Below are 16,698 nucleotides of genomic sequence, written 5' to 3' on the forward strand. Positions count from 1 at the left end.
CCCACCTCCTGAACAGAGTACCCAAGATGGCCCCGACCCGTACCGCCACCACATTCGCGCCGCCGGTGATGGAGGCGCGACGCTGGCTGGAGGGCGTCAGCTTTTCGCCCGAGCGGCCGCTGATCAATGTCAGCCAGGCCGCGCCCGTCGAGCCGCCGCCGCAAGCGCTGCGTCAGGCGATGGCCGATTTCGCGCTGACCGAGGACAGCGCGCATCTCTATGGTCCGGTACTGGGCAACGCCGATCTGCGCGCCGAACTGGCCGCCCAGATCAGCCGCCACTATGGCGGCGCGGTCGGACCGGAACAGGTGGCGATTACCTCGGGCTGCAATCAGGCCTTTGCCGCCACCATCTCGGCCATTACCGGCGAAGGGGATGAGGTCATCCTGCCAACGCCATGGTATTTCAACCATAAAATGTGGCTCGACATGGAAGGGGTCACGGCAGTGCCGCTGGCCACCGGTCCCGATCTGCTGCCCGATGTCGAGGCCGCGCGCGCCCTGATCACGCCGCGCACCCGCGCCATCGCGCTGGTGACGCCGAACAATCCGGGTGGCGTGGAATACCCCGGCGAACTGGTCGGCGCCTTTTACGATCTGGCCGCCGAACACGGGCTGCGCCTGCTGCTGGACGAGACCTATCGCGATTTCGACAGCCGCAGCGGTGCCCCGCATGACCTGTTCACCCGGCCCGACTGGGACAAGACGCTGGTGCATCTCTATTCGTTTTCCAAGGCCTACCGGCTGACCGGACACCGGGTCGGCGCGCTGGCCAGCGACACCGGACTGCTGGCCGAGATCGAGAAGTTCCTCGACACCGTTGCCATCTGCCCGGGCCAGATCGGCCAGCATGCCGCGCTGTGGGGCATGCGCAATCTGGGCCAGTGGGTGGCAGGTGAAAGGGACGAGATCCTGGACCGCCGCGCCGCCATTGCCGAAGGCATGCCCGCGCTCGCGGCCGAGGGCTGGAAACTGCTGGGGCTGGGCGCCTATTTCGCCTATCTCGAACATCCCTTCGATATCCCCTCGGACGATTTGGCCCGACGGCTGGTGCGGGATGCCGGGGTGCTGGTGCTGCCCGGTACCATGTTCATGCCCGAGGGCGACCCCGCAGGGGCCCGCCAGTTGCGGGTGGCCTTTGCCAATCTCGACCGCGCCGGGATCGGCCAGCTGTTCGACAGGCTCAAAGGGCTCCGCTTCTGACCTTGCCCAGCCCGGACGCCCAGCGTAGACAGGGCGGCAAACGAACGGGCAAGGCGAAACCGCCGCATTCCAGCCGCAACAAGGGGGCGACATGGCCGCAGGTGTCAAAAGCTTATCGAAGACCTTTGTCTGGATCCTGATGGGTCTGCTGATGGCGGGGCTTGCCGGCTTCGGCGCCGTCAACCTCACCGGCACGGTACGCACCGTGGCGCAGGTGGGCGAGCAGACGGTCAGCGTCGACGCCTATGCCCGCGAGCTGCAACGCGAGATCCGCGCCATCGAGGCGCAGACCGGCCAACCCCTGCAAATGAGCCAGGTGCGCGATCTGGGTATCGACCAGGCCGTTCTGGCACGCCTTGTGGCGATTGCCGCGCTGGATAACGAGGTGGCCGGACTGGGTATCTCGATCGGCGACGAGAACCTGAGCCGCGAGATCGTGCAGATCCCCGCCTTTCAGGGTGTCGACGGCAAGTTCGACCCCGAGGGTTATCGCTATGCGCTCGACAACGCGGGGCTGAGCGAGGCCGAGTTCGAGGCCGATCTGCGCCGCGAATCGGCGCGTACCCTGGTGCAGGGCGCGATCATGGAAGGGCTGGTCATGCCTGACACCTATGCCGACACGCTGGCGCAGTTCGTCGGTGCCCGTCGAAGCTTTACCATGGCCACCGTCGATACCAGCGCGCTGGATGCCCCGGTTGCCACCCCCGATGCGGCCGAGGTCGAGGCCTATTACGCCGAAAATCAGGACCAGTTCATGCTGCCGCGCAGCAAGCGGCTGACTTATGCGCTGCTGACGCCCGAAATGCTGCTCGACCGGGTCGAGCTGGACGAGGGCGCGGTGCGCCGTCTCTTCGAGGAACGCGAAAGCAACTACCAGCAGCCCGAGCGCCGTCTGGTCGAACGTCTGGTCTTTGCCGATCAGGCCAGCGCCGAAAGCGCCATGGCCCAGGTCGAAGTTGGCGGCGCCACCTTCGAACAGTTGGTCGAGGGGCGCGGTCTCTCGCTGACCGACGTCGACATGGGAGACCTGACCGCGCAGGATCTGGGCGCTGCCGCCGAGGCGGTGTTCGCCGCCGAGGTCGGTGATGTGGTCGGCCCCCTGCCCTCGGATCTGGGCCCCGCGCTGTTCCGGGTGAACGGCACGCTCGATGCCCGCATCACCGCCTTTGAAAGCGTCGAGGCCGAACTGCGCGATGAGCTTGCCGGCGAACGCGCCCGCCGCCTGATCGAGGCACAGGCCGAATCCCTCAACGACATGCTGGCCGGTGGCGCCACGCTGGAAGAGTTGGCGCAGGATACCGACATGGAACTGGGCCAGATCGACTGGACCGAGGACAGCTCGGACGGGGTCGCCGCTTATGCCGGGTTCCGCGAGGCCGCGACCGAGGTGGCCGAGGGCGATTTCCCCGAAATCGGCTTTCTCGAAGACGGCGCCGTTTTTGCCCTGCGCCTGGACGAAGAGCTGGAGCCACGCCCCGAACCGCTCGACAGCGCCCGCGAGCGCGTGGTCGCCGCCTGGACCGCCGACGCCACCCGCCGCGCGCTTCAGGACAAGGCCGCCAGCGTTGTGACAAGCCTCGCCACCGATGGCGATTTCACCGCCACCGGCCTGTCGCATCGGGTGGAAAACGGGTTGACCCGCACCGCCTTCATCGACGGCACGCCGTTTGACTTCATGGAGCAGGTCTTTGCCATGAGGCCCGGCGACCTCAAGGTGATCGCGGGCGACGATGCCGCGTTCATCGTGCGGCTGGAAGAGGAACTGCCGCCCGCCGATACCGACGAGCTGACCCAGATGAAGCGGGCGCTGAATGCACAGATGAGCCAGGCCTTGGCACAGAACCTGTTCGACATCTATGTCCGCGACGCCCAGACACGGGCACAGCCGACCTTGGACCAGCGCGCGCTGAACGCGGTGCAGGCCAGCTTTCAATAAGGGGTCCCCATGGCGCTGACACCCGATTTCGAAACCTTCGCCCGCGCCTATGAGGCGGGCGAGAACCAGGTCGTTCATACCCGCCTGGCCGCCGATCTCGACACGCCGGTGTCGCTGATGCTCAAGCTGACAGGCGCGCAGAAAGACGCCTTCATGCTCGAATCGGTGACCGGGGGCGAGGTGCGCGGGCGCTATTCGATCATCGGGATGAAGCCGGACCTGATCTGGCGCTGTCATGGCGAACAATCTGCGCTGAACCGGCAGGCGCGGTTCGATCCCGATGGGTTCCAGCCGCAAGAGGGCAATCCGCTCGACAACCTGCGCGCGCTTCTGGCCGAAAGCCGCATCGCCCTGCCCGAGGATCTGCCGCAGGCCTCGGCCGGGCTGTTCGGCTATCTCGGCTATGACATGGTGCGGCTGGTCGAACATCTGCCCGATGTGAACCCCGACCCGCTGGGCCTGCCCGATGCTGTGATGATGCGCCCCTCGGTCGTGGCGGTGCTCGACGGGGTCAAGGGCGAGGTCACCGTGGTCTCGCCCGCCTGGGTCAGCGACGGCCAATCGGCGCGCGCCGCCTATGCCCAGGCGGCTGAGCGAGTGATGGATGCGGTGCGCGATCTGGAACGCGCCATGCCCGCCGAGACCCGCGATCTGGGCGAGGCGCATGAGGTCGCGCCGCCGGTGTCGAACTTCACCCGCGAGGGCTATAAGGCGGCGGTCGAAAAGGCCAAGGATTACATCCGCGCGGGCGACATCTTTCAGGTGGTCCCGGCACAGCGCTGGACGCAGGAATTTCCGCTGCCGCCCTTTGCGCTCTACCGCTCGCTGCGGCGCACCAACCCGTCGCCCTTCATGTTCTATTTCAACTTCGGCGGCTTTCAGGTGGTCGGCGCCAGCCCCGAGATCCTGGTGCGCGTCTTTGGGCAAGAGGTGACGATCCGCCCCATCGCGGGCACCCGCCCGCGCGGCGCCACCCCGGAAGAGGACCGCGCCAACGAGGCCGATCTGCTCGCCGACAAGAAGGAACTTGCCGAACATCTGATGCTGCTCGATCTCGGCCGCAACGATGCGGGCCGGGTCAGCAAGATCGGCACCGTGCGCCCGACCGAGAAATTCATCATCGAGCGCTATTCCCACGTGATGCATATCGTGTCGAACGTGGTCGGAGAGCTGGCCCCGGACAAGGACGCGCTGGATGCCTTCTTTGCCGGCATGCCCGCCGGTACGGTCAGCGGCGCCCCCAAGGTGCGCGCGATGGAGATCATCGACGAGCTGGAGCCGGAAAAACGCGGCATCTATGGCGGCGGTGTCGGCTATTTCAGCGCCGGGGGCGACATGGACATGTGCATCGCCCTGCGCACCGCCATCGTCAAGGACCGCAAGCTTTATATCCAGGCCGGCGGCGGCGTGGTCTATGACAGCGACCCCGAGGCCGAGTTCATGGAGACGGTGCACAAGTCCAACGCCATCCGACGCGCGGCGGCGGATGCGGCCCGGTTCACCGGTTCGCGCAACAGCTGATGCACCTGCTCGATCCGCGCAGCCTGCCCCCGGTTCCCTGGAAGAACGGCGGCGGCGTGACGCGCGAGATCGCCGGAGACCCCGGGCACTGGCGGCTCAGCCTGGCCGAGGTTACCGCCGAGGGTCCGTTTTCCCTGTTTCCTGGGCAGATGCGTATTCTGACCGTGGTCCACGGCAGCGGAATGGAACTGCACACCGACGGGCGCGTTTTGCGGGCCCAACTTGGCGCCCCCCTGCCTTTCTCGGGCGACCTCCCGGTCACCGGACGATTGCCTGACGGTCCCGTGCGCAACCTGAACCTGATCTTCGATCCCCGCCGGGTAACCGGCTCGGTCAGCGTTCATGCCGGGGCGCGCACCCTTGCCGCCAACCCCGAAGAAGTCGCGCTCTATCTCCTCAGCGGCACGGCAAGCTGTCAAACCACCGCCATAGCCGCGGGCCAGGTCCTGCTCGCCCGAGGGACGCCCCTCAAGCTCGGCCCAGACGCCCTGGCGCTTTGCGTTGCGATCTCACGCCAAACCTGATCCTTCATTCCGCCGCAAATACTCCCGCCGGAGGCGCACAAGAAAAAGAGCGCGCCGCAGGCGCTCCTTTTGGCAACACCCCCCGGCCTCAGCCCGGATCGCGTGTCAGCACTGCCGAGACCGGCGCCAGCGCCACCCGGCTGGCGCGATCCTGCAACCCCCACAGCAGCAGCGCCGAAATCGTGTCGGGCCGCAGTCGGCCCAGCATCACCACCGCGCCCTCCTGCCCGGCGCGGAATGCCGCCTGGTCAAGGAAGCGGCGCATCACCGTGGGGCTTTGTCCGGCCCCGTCGAAATCGCGGAACACCACGGCCGAGGGCACACCGTCGCGTGCGGCCAGTTTCTGCACCGTGTTCAGCCCGTTATCCTGGGTCAGCAGCCCGCGCCCACTGCCACCGACAATGGCCGTGACCTGATCGGACAGCGCCCGGTTGCCCTGGATGCCGGTGCCGGTACCCTCGAGGATGCCGACCGTTTCGGGCAGTGCCTTCAGCCAGACCGCCATCGAGACCTCGGCATCCTGCGCGCTGGCGGCGGCGGGCAGATCGGCAATCAGCATCACCTCGACCCCGGCGGCGCGGTGGCGGGCCATTTTCTCGGCGGCCTGCGGGTCCGCCGGATCCAGCGCAAAGGTCAACGGATAGGGAAAATCGCGCAGCGCCTCGCTGCCCAGACCCTCGGCATCGTCGATCAGGACAATCGACATCAGCGGCTTGTCCTCGGGGTTCTCGAATGTCGCCGCATAGGCCTCGATCGGGCGCGGGCCCTCCTCGGCCGCGGCATCGGTGCCACTATCGCGTTCGGTCAGCGGCACCACAGGGGTGCCGACGCGTGGTGTCGCGCCCTCTTCGGCCCCACCGATCTGCGGCAGGGCGGCGATGCGCGGCTTCTCTTCTTCCTGCGGCACTGCGGGCGCCGCCGTTGCGGTATCCGGCGCTGGTGCACTGTCGGTCGTGGGCGCCTCGGTCACGCTTCCCCCTTCCTGGGACACCTGCGGATCGGTCGCGACGACGGGTTGCTCTGGTGCGGCCTCCGGCAGGCTGGGCGCGGTCACCTCGGCGGTCACGCTGGTCGAGGGCACGTTGGGTTGCGCGGGTGCTTCGGTATTCACCTCGGGTTCGCTGCGATCCTGCGGAGCGGCGGGGCTCGCCAGTTGCGGCTGGGTCACACCGGCACCCGTCCCCGGCACCTGCACGGCGGCGGTTTCGCTGCCCTCGGGCCGGTCGATGGCATCGGTCGCGCCGCCCACCTGTGGTTTGTCAGCGGGCTGGCGGTCGGCCTCGTCCAGGGCGCCAAGCGTTTCGGCGCCGGGCGCCGCCTCGGGCTGGCGCGGCGCCAGTTCCACCAGATCGGCGTCACGACCGGGGGCCGCGATTCCCCCGTCCTCGGCAGGTTCCGCCGCCGGTTCCGCCGCCGCGGGTGTTGCCGCCACCTCGGGACGCTGCGGCAAAGGTGTCGTCAGCGACAGCCAGGCCGCCGCCGCCAAGACCAGCACCGCCCCGGCCAATAGTCCTCCGATGAATCCGCCCATATCCTCACGCCTCTTGTTGGTCCTGCTTCGACTTTTTGCCCGTTCGCCCCGTCTGCCCTTGACGCTGCCGCACAAGACTGAACATGTAGGGGCGCGATTACTATACCTTGGCTGGCCCCCGTGCCACCAGCCCCTATTACCCGACGGGACAAGGCTCAAGATGCTGCTCTTGATCGACAATTACGACAGTTTCACCTACAACCTCGTGCACTATCTGGGCGAGCTTGGCGCCGAGATCGAGGTGCGCCGCAACGATGCGCTGGATGTGCAGGAGGCGATGGCGCTGAACCCCGCTGGCATCCTGCTCAGCCCCGGCCCCTGCGACCCTGATCAGGCGGGCATCTGCCTTGCACTGACCGAGGCCGCCGCCGAGACCCGCACGCCATTGCTGGGCGTGTGCCTGGGGCATCAGACCATCGGACAGGCCTTTGGCGGCAAGGTGGTGCGCTGCCACGAGATCGTGCATGGCAAGATGGGCCAGATGCATCACAGCGCAAAAGGTCTGTTTGCCGGCCTGCCCTCGCCGTTCGAGGCGACCCGCTATCACTCGCTGGTGGTCGACCGCGACAGCCTGCCAGACTGTCTCGAGGTTACCGCCTGGCTGGAGGATGGCACCATCATGGGGCTGCAACACAAGGAATTGCCGATCCATGGCGTGCAGTTCCACCCCGAATCCATCGCCTCGGAACATGGGCACGCATTGCTGCGCAATTTCCTTGATGTCATGAAGGTACCGGCATGAGTGATGCGCTGAAACCGCTGATCGGTGCCGCTGCCGACCGCTCGCTGACCCGCGCCGAGGCCGAGCAGGCCTTTACCATCCTGTTCGATGGCGAGGCGACGCCCAGCCAGATCGGCGGCCTGCTGATGGCGCTGCGCACGCGCGGCGAAACGGTCGACGAATACGCCGCCGCCGCCGCCGTGATGCGCGCCAAATGCAACGCGGTGCGCGCGCCCGAGGGCGCGATGGATATCGTCGGCACCGGCGGCGATGGCAAGAACACGCTGAACATCTCGACCGCCACCGCCTTTGTCGTGGCCGGCGCCGGCGTGGTGGTGGCCAAGCACGGCAATCGCAACCTGAGTTCGAAATCCGGTACCGCCGATTTGCAGAGCCAGATGGGCATCAACGTGATGGTTGGCCCGCAAGTGGTTGAAAAGGCTCTGAACGAGGCCGGGATCGGCTTCATGATGGCGCCCATGCATCACCCGGCCACCGCCCATGTGATGCCCACCCGGGCCGAACTGGGCACCCGAACCATCTTCAACATTCTCGGGCCGCTCACCAACCCGGCAGGGGTCAAGCGGCAACTGACCGGCGCTTTCAGTCGCGCGCTGATCCGGCCCATGGCCGAGACGCTGGGCCTTTTGGGCTCGGAGCGCGCGTGGCTGGTGCATGGCTCGGACGGCACCGACGAGCTGACGATCACCGGGGTCAGCTGGGTCGCGGCCCTCGAGGACGGCACTGTCAAAGAGGTTGAACTGCATCCCGAGGATGCGGGCCTGCCGGTGCACCCGTTCGAGACGATCGTCGGCGGCACCCCCGAGGAAAACGCCACCGCGTTTCGCGCGCTGCTGGACGGAGCGCCTTCGGCCTATCGCGACGCGGTGCTGCTGAACGCCGCCGCCGCGCTGGTCGTAGCCGACCGCGCCGCCGACCTGCGCGAGGGTGTCGCCCTCGCCGCCCAGAGCATCGACAGCGGCCAGGCCCGCGCCAAGGTCGAGGCTCTTTCCCGCATCACACAGGACGCAAGATGACCGATACGATTCTCGACAAGATCAAGGCCTACAAGCTGGAAGAGGTCGCCGCCGACAAGGCCGCCAAACCGCTGGAGGTGGTCGAGGCCGAGGCGCGCGAGGCGGATCCGGTGCGCGGCTTTGCCGAAGCGCTGATCGCGGCCACGCGCCAGGGCTATGGCCTGATTGCCGAGATCAAGAAGGCCAGCCCCTCCAAGGGCCTCATCCGCCCCGATTTCGACCCGCCCGCGCTGGCGCGTGCCTATGCCGAGGGCGGCGCGACGTGCCTGTCGGTGCTGACCGACACGCCCAGTTTCCAGGGCGCCAAATCCTATCTGACCGCCGCGCGCGCCGCCTGCAACCTGCCCGCGCTGCGCAAGGATTTCATGTATGACCCCTATCAGGTGGTCGAGGCGCGCGCGCTGGGGGCCGATTGCATTCTGATCATCATGGCCTCGGTCGACGATGCCCAGGCCGAGGAACTGGAACAGACCGCGTTCGACTGGAACATGGATGTCCTGATCGAGGTGCATGACGCCGAGGAACTGGAACGTGCCGAGCGGCTGAAAAGCCCGCTGATCGGCATAAACAACCGCAATCTCAAGACATTCGAGACGACGCTTGATACCACCCGGAAACTGTCGAAACTGGTGCCGCCGGACCGGATCATCGTCTGCGAGAGCGGGTTGAACACACCCGCCGACCTGTCCGACATGGCGCGCTATGGCGCCCGCTGCTTCCTGATCGGCGAAAGCCTGATGCGCCAGGACGATGTGGCCGAGGCAACCCGCACCCTGCTGGCCGATCCGCTGATGCCCGGAGCGATGTGATGAGCCTGACCCATTTCGACGCCAAAGGCGATGCGCATATGGTGGATGTCACCGACAAGGCGGTGACCGACCGCGTGGCCGTGGCCGAGGGTCACATCAGCATGGCACCGGAAACCTTTGATATCGTGGCGGAGGGACGCGCGAAAAAGGGGGACGTGCTGGCGGTTGCGCGGCTTGCGGGCATCATGGGCGCAAAGCGAACACCCGATCTGATCCCGCTCTGCCATCCGCTGGCGCTGACCAAGGTCGCGGTCGAACTGACGCTGGACCCCGACCTGCCCGGCGTGCGCATCGCCGCCACTGTTCGCACCACCGGCCAGACCGGTGTCGAGATGGAGGCCCTGACCGCAGTGTCGACCGCCGCGCTCACCGTCTATGACATGGTCAAGGCGGTGGACAAGGCGATGCAGATCGGCGGCATCCGGGTCGCATTGAAAGACGGCGGAAAATCAGGGCGTTACGAGGCGACATGATCACTGTCGAAGAGGCCCGCGCGCTGCTGCTCGACCTGGTGCGCCCGCTTGGCGCCGAAGAGGCGCCGTTGGCTGAGGCCGCAGGCAGGGTTCTGGCACACGACGTTGCCGCGACACGGGATCAACCGCCCTTTGCCGCCGCCTCGATGGACGGATATGCGGTAAAATCCGCCGAGGTCGAACGTCACGCCATGTTCAAGGTGATCGGAGAGGCCGCGGCGGGGCACCGGTTCGACGGGGTGTTGGGCGCTGGTCAGGCAGTGCGTATCTTTACCGGTGCGCCAGTGCCAGCAGGCGCCGATTTCGTTGTAATTCAAGAAGATGTGAGCCGCACCGGCGACCTGGTCACCATCACGGACGCGCCCGGCGACAAGCCCAATATCCGCCCGGCTGGCGTCGATTTTCGGGTCGGACAGACCCTTGCCGCGCCGCGTATTCTGCGGCCCGAGGATGTGGCGCTGCTGGCCTCGATGAACATCCCACGCGTGCCGGTACGTCGGCGCCCGGTGGTGGCTCTGATCTCGACCGGGGATGAACTGGTGATGCCCGGAGAAACACCCGGCCCCGATCAGATCATCGCCTCCAACACGTTCGGTCTCAAGGCCCTGTTCGAGGCCAATGGCGCACAGGTCCGGGTATTGCCCATCGCACGCGATACCCGCGCGTCGCTGACCACCGCCTTTGATCTGGCCCAAGGCGCCGATCTGGTGATCACCATCGGCGGCGCGTCGGTCGGAGATCACGATCTGGTGGCGCATGTGGCCGGAGATCTCGGGATGGAACGGTCGTTCTACAAGGTACGGATGCGGCCCGGCAAACCGCTGATGGCGGGCCGGATCGGTGACATGCCGATGGTAGGCCTTCCAGGTAATCCTGTGTCTGCAATGGTTTGCGGATACATCTTCATCCTTCCCATGCTGCGCCGGATGCTCGAGCTTGATCCGGGTATCACCCTGTGCGAGGCCGTGCTGAGCGCGCCCCTCGGGCCCAATGGACCGCGCGAGCACTACATGCGTGCCCGGGTGGACGATGGGCAGATCGCCACCTTTGGTGATCAGGACAGTTCCCTGTTGTCGATCCTGGCCCAAGCCAACGCACTGCTGATGCGCCCGCCCGAGGACCCGGCCCGCACCGCCGGCGAGCGGGTTCGATACGTCCCGATCTGATCCTCTGACCTGGATTGTTGACACAAAACAGGAACATGCGTAGAACAAATGTAAACGCGTGACCGGAGAGGTATGGGGAATGCTGACCAAGAAGCAACTCGATCTGCTGGAATTCATTCACAAAAGACTGCAAGCGGATGGCGTGCCGCCCAGTTTCGACGAAATGAAGCTGGCGCTGGATTTGCGCTCGAAATCGGGCATTCACCGGCTGATCACCGCACTGGAGGAGCGTGGATTCATCCGCCGTCTCGCCCACCGCGCCCGCGCCATCGAGATCGTGAAATTGCCTGAAAGCCTTGGTGGCGAACCCACCGTGGGCTTTCAGCCCCGCGTGATCGACGGCGACCGGCCCGACCGGCCCCGCCCTGCCAATGCCGAACCAGTGACGATCCACGCGCTGGAACTGCCGGTGATGGGCCGCATCGCCGCCGGTGTGCCGATCGAGGCGATCAGCCAGGTCTCGCATCAGGTGGCGGTCCCCGGCAGCATGGTCGGCCAGGGCGAACATTACGCGCTCGAGGTCAAAGGCGATTCGATGATCGAGGCCGGCATCAACGATGGCGACGTGGTGGTGATCCGCGAGACCTCAACCGCCGACAATGGCGATATCGTGGTGGCGCTGGTCGATGACAGCGAGGCAACGCTGAAACGCTTTTATCGCCGTGGCGCCAGCATCGCGCTCGAGGCGGCGAACCCGGCTTATGAGACCCGCGTGCTGCCTTCGGAACGTGTTCGGGTACAGGGCCGGCTGGTCGGCTTGATCCGCACCTACTGATCCGCGTTTGCGGTCCGATGCGCGGCGCCGTTCCACAGGCGCCGCCCAGCCAGGCGCGCGGCGCTTTCCAGGCCCTTCGGTCCGATGCTGAGTGCACCAGTAAGGGCCAGCCGCTTGGGGTCATAGACCTCGCAAGGTCCGCTCACCGCAAGCGGGACGGCCGAGACGATCAGCTGCGTCCCGTCACAGCCGCGCACCCCCTGCGCCGCGCGCTTGCCGGTCACATGCACGATCTCGACCTCGCCGACACGTATCTTGCGCAGCATATGCTCTCCTGGCCAGCGCGCCGCCGCCGCCATCTGGTCGGCGCCGTCGCCATCGTTTTCCAGCCAGACCCCAGCGATGAAGCCCGCCCCGCGCGGCTTGCTCAGCGCGCGGCCCGCGTCGGTCATCACCCCCACCAGCCCACCGGTATCGGCGATCAGCACGCCGGGCCGCTCTGCCCCGGACCAGAGCCAGAAGGCCGCCGCCATCGCCGGCAGGCCCGCCAGCCGTGCCCGCCCGCGCCACAGCACCAGCCACAGCGCGCCCAGCGACAATACCGGCAACACCACCCAATCGGGCCGCATCACGTAGCCGCGCGCGCCCTCCAGCTCCGCAACCCAATCGGCCACGCCCAGGATCCAGCGCAGGCCCAGCCCCATCACCTCGAGCCCGATCCAGTCGAGCCCGAGCGGCGCCAGCACCAGCGCCAGCACCGCCGCCGGAATGACCACCAGCCCCATCAGCGGCACCGAGAGAAGATTGGCCACCAACCCGTAATGGGCCAGCGTATTGAAATGCGCGGCCCCGATCGGCGCCGTCGCCAGCCCCGCCACAGCCGAGGAAATCACCACCCCCGCCACCGGGTTCAGCCAGCGCGGCCCCAACCCGATTTCGGCCTCGCGCAACCAGCCGAACACCGCGACCAGCGCCACAGTGGCGGCAAAGCTCATCTGGAACCCCGGGCCCAGCAGCGCCTCGGGTCGCAGCACCAGCACGAACAGCGCGGCCATTGCCACCGCCCGCATCGACAGCGCCCGCCGGTCGACCAGAATGGCGCAGAGCATCACCGCCACCATCACAAAGGCACGCTGGGTCGCCACATTGCCGCCCGACAGCGCCAGATAGCCCACTGCCACTGTCAATGCGCCAAGCGCGGCCAGCTTGCGCACCGGCAGGCGCAGCGCCAAAGGCGGGATCAGCGACAGTGCCACCCGCAGCGCGGTAAAGACAAACCCCGCCAGCAGCCCCATATGCAGGCCCGAGATCGCCAGAAGATGCGCCAGATTGCTAGCCCTCAGCGCATCAAGCGCGCCCTGGCTCACGCCGCTACGGTCGCCGGTGGTGACAGCGGCAGCAAAGCCGCCCACATCGCCCGGCAGTTGCTCGCGGATATGAACCGAGGCCGCCATGCGCAGGGCGAACACGCTCATGTCACGCTCGGCCCGGTCAGGCGGACGCGCCAGCAGCACCGGCACGCGGGTATAGCCGATGGCGCCCAACCCCTGAAACCAGGCGTGGCGGCGGAAATCGAAGCCGCCCGGCTCGACCGGCCCCTGCGGTGGTGACAGATGCGCGGTGGTCATTATCCGGCTGCCGGGTTCAGGCACACGCTCGTCACCATGCAGCGAGATCCGCACATGGCGCGGCGGCCCTGCGGGCATCCAGCGATCCAGCCGAACCTGATCGAGCGTCACCCTCAGCTTGTCCGAGGCGGACCGGTCAAGCGCGACCACCCGCCCTTCGACCGGGCCGTAATAGCGCCCTTCGATCACCGGAGCGGCGACCTGATGCGCGCGCGCACCCGCCAGAACAAACCCCGCCGCGATCAGCGCCAGCGCCCAACCCAGCGGCGACCAGGCACCGGGACGGAGCAGCGCCCAGAGGCCTTGCAACAGGCCAATCCCGGCGATCAGAGCATAGTGGATCAGGCCCGGTTCGACGCGCAGCAGGAAATAGCCACCGATCCCCAGCGCCAGACAGACCGGAACCCAGGGAAACAGATAACCCCGCTGCGCCAGCAGCGCGGCCTCGATCCGTGGCAGAACGCGCATGCTTGCTCCCACTCGTCCGGCTCGTTAGACAGACCGCAGAACCCTAGCCCCTTCACGGTTACCAAAAGGTAAATTGCCCTTATGCCGGATCAGGTCGTCACCCGCTTTGCCCCTTCTCCCACCGGTTTCCTGCATATCGGCGGCGCCCGGACGGCGCTGTTCAACTGGCTTTACGCGCGGGGGCGCGGGGGCAAGTTCCTGCTCCGGATCGAGGATACCGACCGCGCGCGCTCAACCCCCGAGGCGACGGCGGCGATCCTGCAGGGCATGGCCTGGCTGGGGCTGGACCATGACGGCGAGGTGATCAGCCAGTTCGAGCGCGCGCCGCGCCATGCCGAGGTGGCGCTGGAGCTGCTGGCCCAGGGCAAGGCCTATAAGTGCTTCTCGACGCAGGACGAGATCCAGGCCTTTCGCGAGGCCGCCCAGGCCGAGAAACGCTCGACCCTGTTCCGCAGCCCCTGGCGCGACGCCGATCCGGCGACCCATCCCGACCGGCCCTATGTGATCCGTATCAAGGCGCCCGAGAGCGGTGAAACCGTGATCCGCGACCGGGTGCAGGGCGATGTGACCATCCGCAACGACCAGCTTGACGACATGGTGCTGCTGCGCTCGGACGGGACACCGGTCTATATGCTGGCGGTGGTGGTGGATGACCACGACATGGGGGTGACCCATGTGATCCGGGGCGACGACCATCTGAACAACGCCGCCCGCCAGATGATGATCTATCAGGCGATGGGCTGGGACGTTCCGGTCTGGGCTCATATCCCGCTGATCCACGGCCCCGACGGCAAGAAACTGTCCAAGCGCCACGGCGCCCTGGGGGCGCAGGAATACCAGGCCATGGGCTATCCCGCCGCAGGCATGCGCAATTATCTGGCGCGGCTGGGCTGGAGCCATGGCGACGACGAGTTCTTTACCGACGCGCAGGCGCGCGAATGGTTCGATCTGGATGGAATCGGCAAATCCCCTGCCCGGTTCGACCTGAAAAAGCTGGAAAACCTGAGCGGTCAGCACATTGCCGCCTCAGATGACGCTGCGTTGCAGCAAGAGATTCAGGCCTATCTTGCGGCAGCAGATCTTCCAGCTCTTACCGACACACAATCCAGTGATCTGGAACGTGCGATGTATTGCCTCAAGGACCGGGCGCGCACCTTCCCTGAACTTCTTGAAAAAGCTTCATTTATCCTCGCCACTCGCCCGATCGAGCCAGATGAGAAGGCAGCGGCGGCCCTGGCCAGTGTATCCGATGGTATACTGACAGAATTGACGCCGCAGTTGCAAAATGCTAGCTGGACGAGAGAGTGTCTGGAAGAAGCGTTGAACGCTTTTGCCGAGGCGCATGGAACCAAGTTCGGCAAGCTTGCCGCGCCCCTTCGGGCCGCGCTTGCCGGACGGGCCGTGACGCCTTCGGTATTCGACATGATGCTGGTGCTGGGCCGGGACGAAAGTCTGGCCCGTCTCCGGGACGCGGCGAACGCAGCCTGACATTCACGATCAGGCAATGTTGCGCGGTTAAGACCTGGGCTTGCGCGGCTGTGCGCAGGCCCTGACGCATGCGATGCGTGGGACTCCGCCCGTGTCCGTGCCTGCCATGAGGAAGGGAAATCGATGACTGAAGACAAGAAAACCGCCACGCTCAGCCTGAACGGCCAATCCTACGATTTGCCAATCCTTTCGCCCTCGACAGGCCCGGATGTGATCGACATCCGCAAACTCTATGGCCAGGCGGGCGTGTTCACCTATGATCCCGGTTTCACCTCGACCGCCAGTTGCGACAGCACCATCACCTATATCGACGGCGAACTGGGCGAGCTGCTGCACCGGGGCTATCCAATCGACCAGCTGGCGGCAAAATCGCATTACCTCGAGGTCTGCTATCTGCTGCTATACGGTGAACTGCCGACAGCAGCCGATCTGGAGAAGTTCGAGACTACGATCACCCGCCACACAATGATCCATGAGCAGATGCACTATTTCTTCCGCGGCTTCCGCCGGGATGCGCATCCTATGGCAACCATGGTGGGCGTGGTCGGCGCGATGTCGGCCTTCTACCACGACTCGACCGATATCGCCGACCCGCATCAGCGCGAGATCGCTAGCCACCGCCTGATCGCCAAGATGCCGACCATCGCGGCAATGGCGTACAAGTACTCGATCGGTCAGCCGTTCATGTATCCGCGCAACGATCTGGATTATGCGGCCAACTTCCTGCAAATGTGCTTTGCCGTGCCGGCCGAGCATTACCATGTCGACCCGATCCTGGCCCGCGCCATGGACCGGATTTTCACCCTGCATGCCGATCACGAGCAGAACGCTTCGACCTCGACCGTTCGTCTGGCGTCGTCCTCGGGCGCGAACCCGTTTGCCTGTATCGCCGCCGGCATTGCCTGTCTCTGGGGCCCGGCCCATGGCGGCGCCAACCAGGCCTGTCTGGAGATGCTGAAGGAGATCGGCTCGCCCGACCGCATCCCCGAATATATCGCCCGCGCCAAGGACAAGAACGACCCGTTCCGCCTGATGGGCTTTGGTCACCGGGTCTACAAGAACTTCGACCCGCGCGCGACGGTGATGAAACAGTCCGCCGACGAGGTGCTGGATCTGCTGGGCGTGGAAAACAACCCGATCCTGGCCACCGCCAAGGAACTGGAACGCGCGGCGCTGGCCGACGACTATTTCGCCGAGAAAAAGCTGTTCCCGAATGTCGATTTCTATTCGGGCATCATCCTCGAGGCGATGGGCTTCCCCACCTCGATGTTCACGCCCATCTTCGCCGTGTCGCGGACCGTGGGCTGGGTCAGCCAGTGGAAAGAGCAGCTGGCCGACCCGCAGCACAAGATCGGCCGCCCGCGTCAGCTGTACCTCGGCTCGACCGCGCGCGACTATGTGGATATCGAAGACCGCTGATCCGCGGTCGATCCGGTTACAAGCCCCGGCGGAGCCCTCCGCCGGGGTTTTTCTGTGCCT

The 16,698-nt window shown here is 66.2% G+C and carries 14 protein-coding genes; 12 read left to right on the forward strand and 2 right to left on the reverse strand.

Annotation, left to right across the window (positions count from 1 at the left end):
* Window positions 1-26: 26 nt before the first annotated feature.
* From MB818_RS02780 to MB818_RS02795, 4 genes are all read left to right on the forward strand, one after another.
* Window positions 27-1,202, forward strand: coding sequence for an aminotransferase (locus MB818_RS02780; RefSeq protein WP_238903839.1), 1,176 nt, complete (start codon window positions 27-29; stop codon window positions 1,200-1,202).
* Between the two features lie 91 nt (window positions 1,203-1,293).
* A complete protein-coding gene (locus MB818_RS02785; protein WP_234136808.1) occupies window positions 1,294-3,138 on the forward strand; it encodes a peptidylprolyl isomerase in 1,845 nt (614 codons plus the stop codon).
* Between the two features lie 9 nt (window positions 3,139-3,147).
* The gene (trpE, locus tag MB818_RS02790; RefSeq protein ID WP_234136809.1) at window positions 3,148-4,659 is read left to right on the forward strand and encodes an anthranilate synthase component I; all 1,512 of its coding nucleotides are present in this window, start codon (window positions 3,148-3,150) and stop codon (window positions 4,657-4,659) included.
* Window positions 4,659-5,183 (forward strand): HutD/Ves family protein, encoded by a 525-nt coding sequence (locus tag MB818_RS02795; protein ID WP_234162593.1) that lies wholly within the window; start codon window positions 4,659-4,661, stop codon window positions 5,181-5,183. Before trpE ends, MB818_RS02795 begins: the two co-directional genes overlap by 1 nt.
* Before the next feature lie 88 nt (window positions 5,184-5,271).
* Here MB818_RS02795 and MB818_RS02800 read toward each other — a convergent pair whose 3' ends face one another.
* A complete protein-coding gene (locus tag MB818_RS02800) occupies window positions 5,272-6,714 on the reverse strand; it encodes a divergent polysaccharide deacetylase family protein (RefSeq protein ID WP_238903841.1) in 1,443 nt (480 codons plus the stop codon).
* A 160-nt stretch (window positions 6,715-6,874) separates the two neighbouring features.
* Here MB818_RS02800 and MB818_RS02805 point away from each other — a divergent pair, with 160 nt between their 5' ends.
* The 6 genes from MB818_RS02805 (at window position 6,875) to lexA (ending at window position 11,695) form a co-directional block, all read left to right on the forward strand.
* Window positions 6,875-7,456 (forward strand): anthranilate synthase component II, encoded by a 582-nt coding sequence (locus tag MB818_RS02805; RefSeq protein ID WP_234145190.1) that lies wholly within the window; start codon window positions 6,875-6,877, stop codon window positions 7,454-7,456.
* Window positions 7,453-8,472 carry an anthranilate phosphoribosyltransferase gene (trpD, locus tag MB818_RS02810; RefSeq protein ID WP_234136813.1) on the forward strand — a complete coding sequence of 340 codons (1,020 nt, stop codon included), beginning with the start codon at window positions 7,453-7,455 and terminating at the stop codon, window positions 8,470-8,472. Before MB818_RS02805 ends, trpD begins: the two co-directional genes overlap by 4 nt.
* On the forward strand, window positions 8,469-9,281 hold the full coding sequence (gene trpC, locus MB818_RS02815) for an indole-3-glycerol phosphate synthase TrpC (protein WP_234162595.1): 813 nt from the start codon (window positions 8,469-8,471) through the stop codon (window positions 9,279-9,281). Before trpD ends, trpC begins: the two co-directional genes overlap by 4 nt.
* Window positions 9,281-9,754, forward strand: coding sequence for a cyclic pyranopterin monophosphate synthase MoaC (gene moaC, locus MB818_RS02820; protein WP_255699839.1), 474 nt, complete (start codon window positions 9,281-9,283; stop codon window positions 9,752-9,754). The genes trpC and moaC overlap by 1 nt, the downstream gene beginning before the upstream one ends.
* Window positions 9,751-10,920 carry a molybdopterin molybdotransferase MoeA gene (locus tag MB818_RS02825; protein ID WP_238903845.1) on the forward strand — a complete coding sequence of 390 codons (1,170 nt, stop codon included), beginning with the start codon at window positions 9,751-9,753 and terminating at the stop codon, window positions 10,918-10,920. The genes moaC and MB818_RS02825 overlap by 4 nt, the downstream gene beginning before the upstream one ends.
* A 79-nt stretch (window positions 10,921-10,999) precedes the next feature.
* The gene (lexA, locus tag MB818_RS02830) at window positions 11,000-11,695 is read left to right on the forward strand and encodes a transcriptional repressor LexA (RefSeq protein ID WP_234136817.1); all 696 of its coding nucleotides are present in this window, start codon (window positions 11,000-11,002) and stop codon (window positions 11,693-11,695) included.
* Here lexA and MB818_RS02835 read toward each other — a convergent pair.
* Entirely contained in the window at window positions 11,689-13,731 is a 2,043-nt protein-coding gene (locus MB818_RS02835) for a ComEC/Rec2 family competence protein (RefSeq protein WP_238903847.1), read from the reverse strand. The two genes, lexA and MB818_RS02835, sit on opposite strands and share 7 nt — an antisense overlap.
* 81 nt (window positions 13,732-13,812) lie before the next feature.
* Between MB818_RS02835 and gltX the strand changes: the two genes are divergently transcribed.
* Together gltX and MB818_RS02845 are read left to right on the forward strand one after the other, a co-directional pair.
* Window positions 13,813-15,219: a glutamate--tRNA ligase gene (gltX, locus tag MB818_RS02840; RefSeq protein ID WP_234136819.1), complete on the forward strand. Its 1,407-nt coding sequence runs from the start codon at window positions 13,813-13,815 to the stop codon at window positions 15,217-15,219.
* Between the two features lie 123 nt (window positions 15,220-15,342).
* Window positions 15,343-16,638: a citrate synthase gene (locus MB818_RS02845; RefSeq protein ID WP_234136820.1), complete on the forward strand. Its 1,296-nt coding sequence runs from the start codon at window positions 15,343-15,345 to the stop codon at window positions 16,636-16,638.
* Window positions 16,639-16,698: the final 60 nt, after the last annotated feature.

It is taken from the genome of Ruegeria alba, from assembly GCF_022321465.1.
Taxonomy (GTDB): Bacteria; Pseudomonadota; Alphaproteobacteria; order Rhodobacterales; family Rhodobacteraceae; genus Ruegeria_B; species Ruegeria_B alba.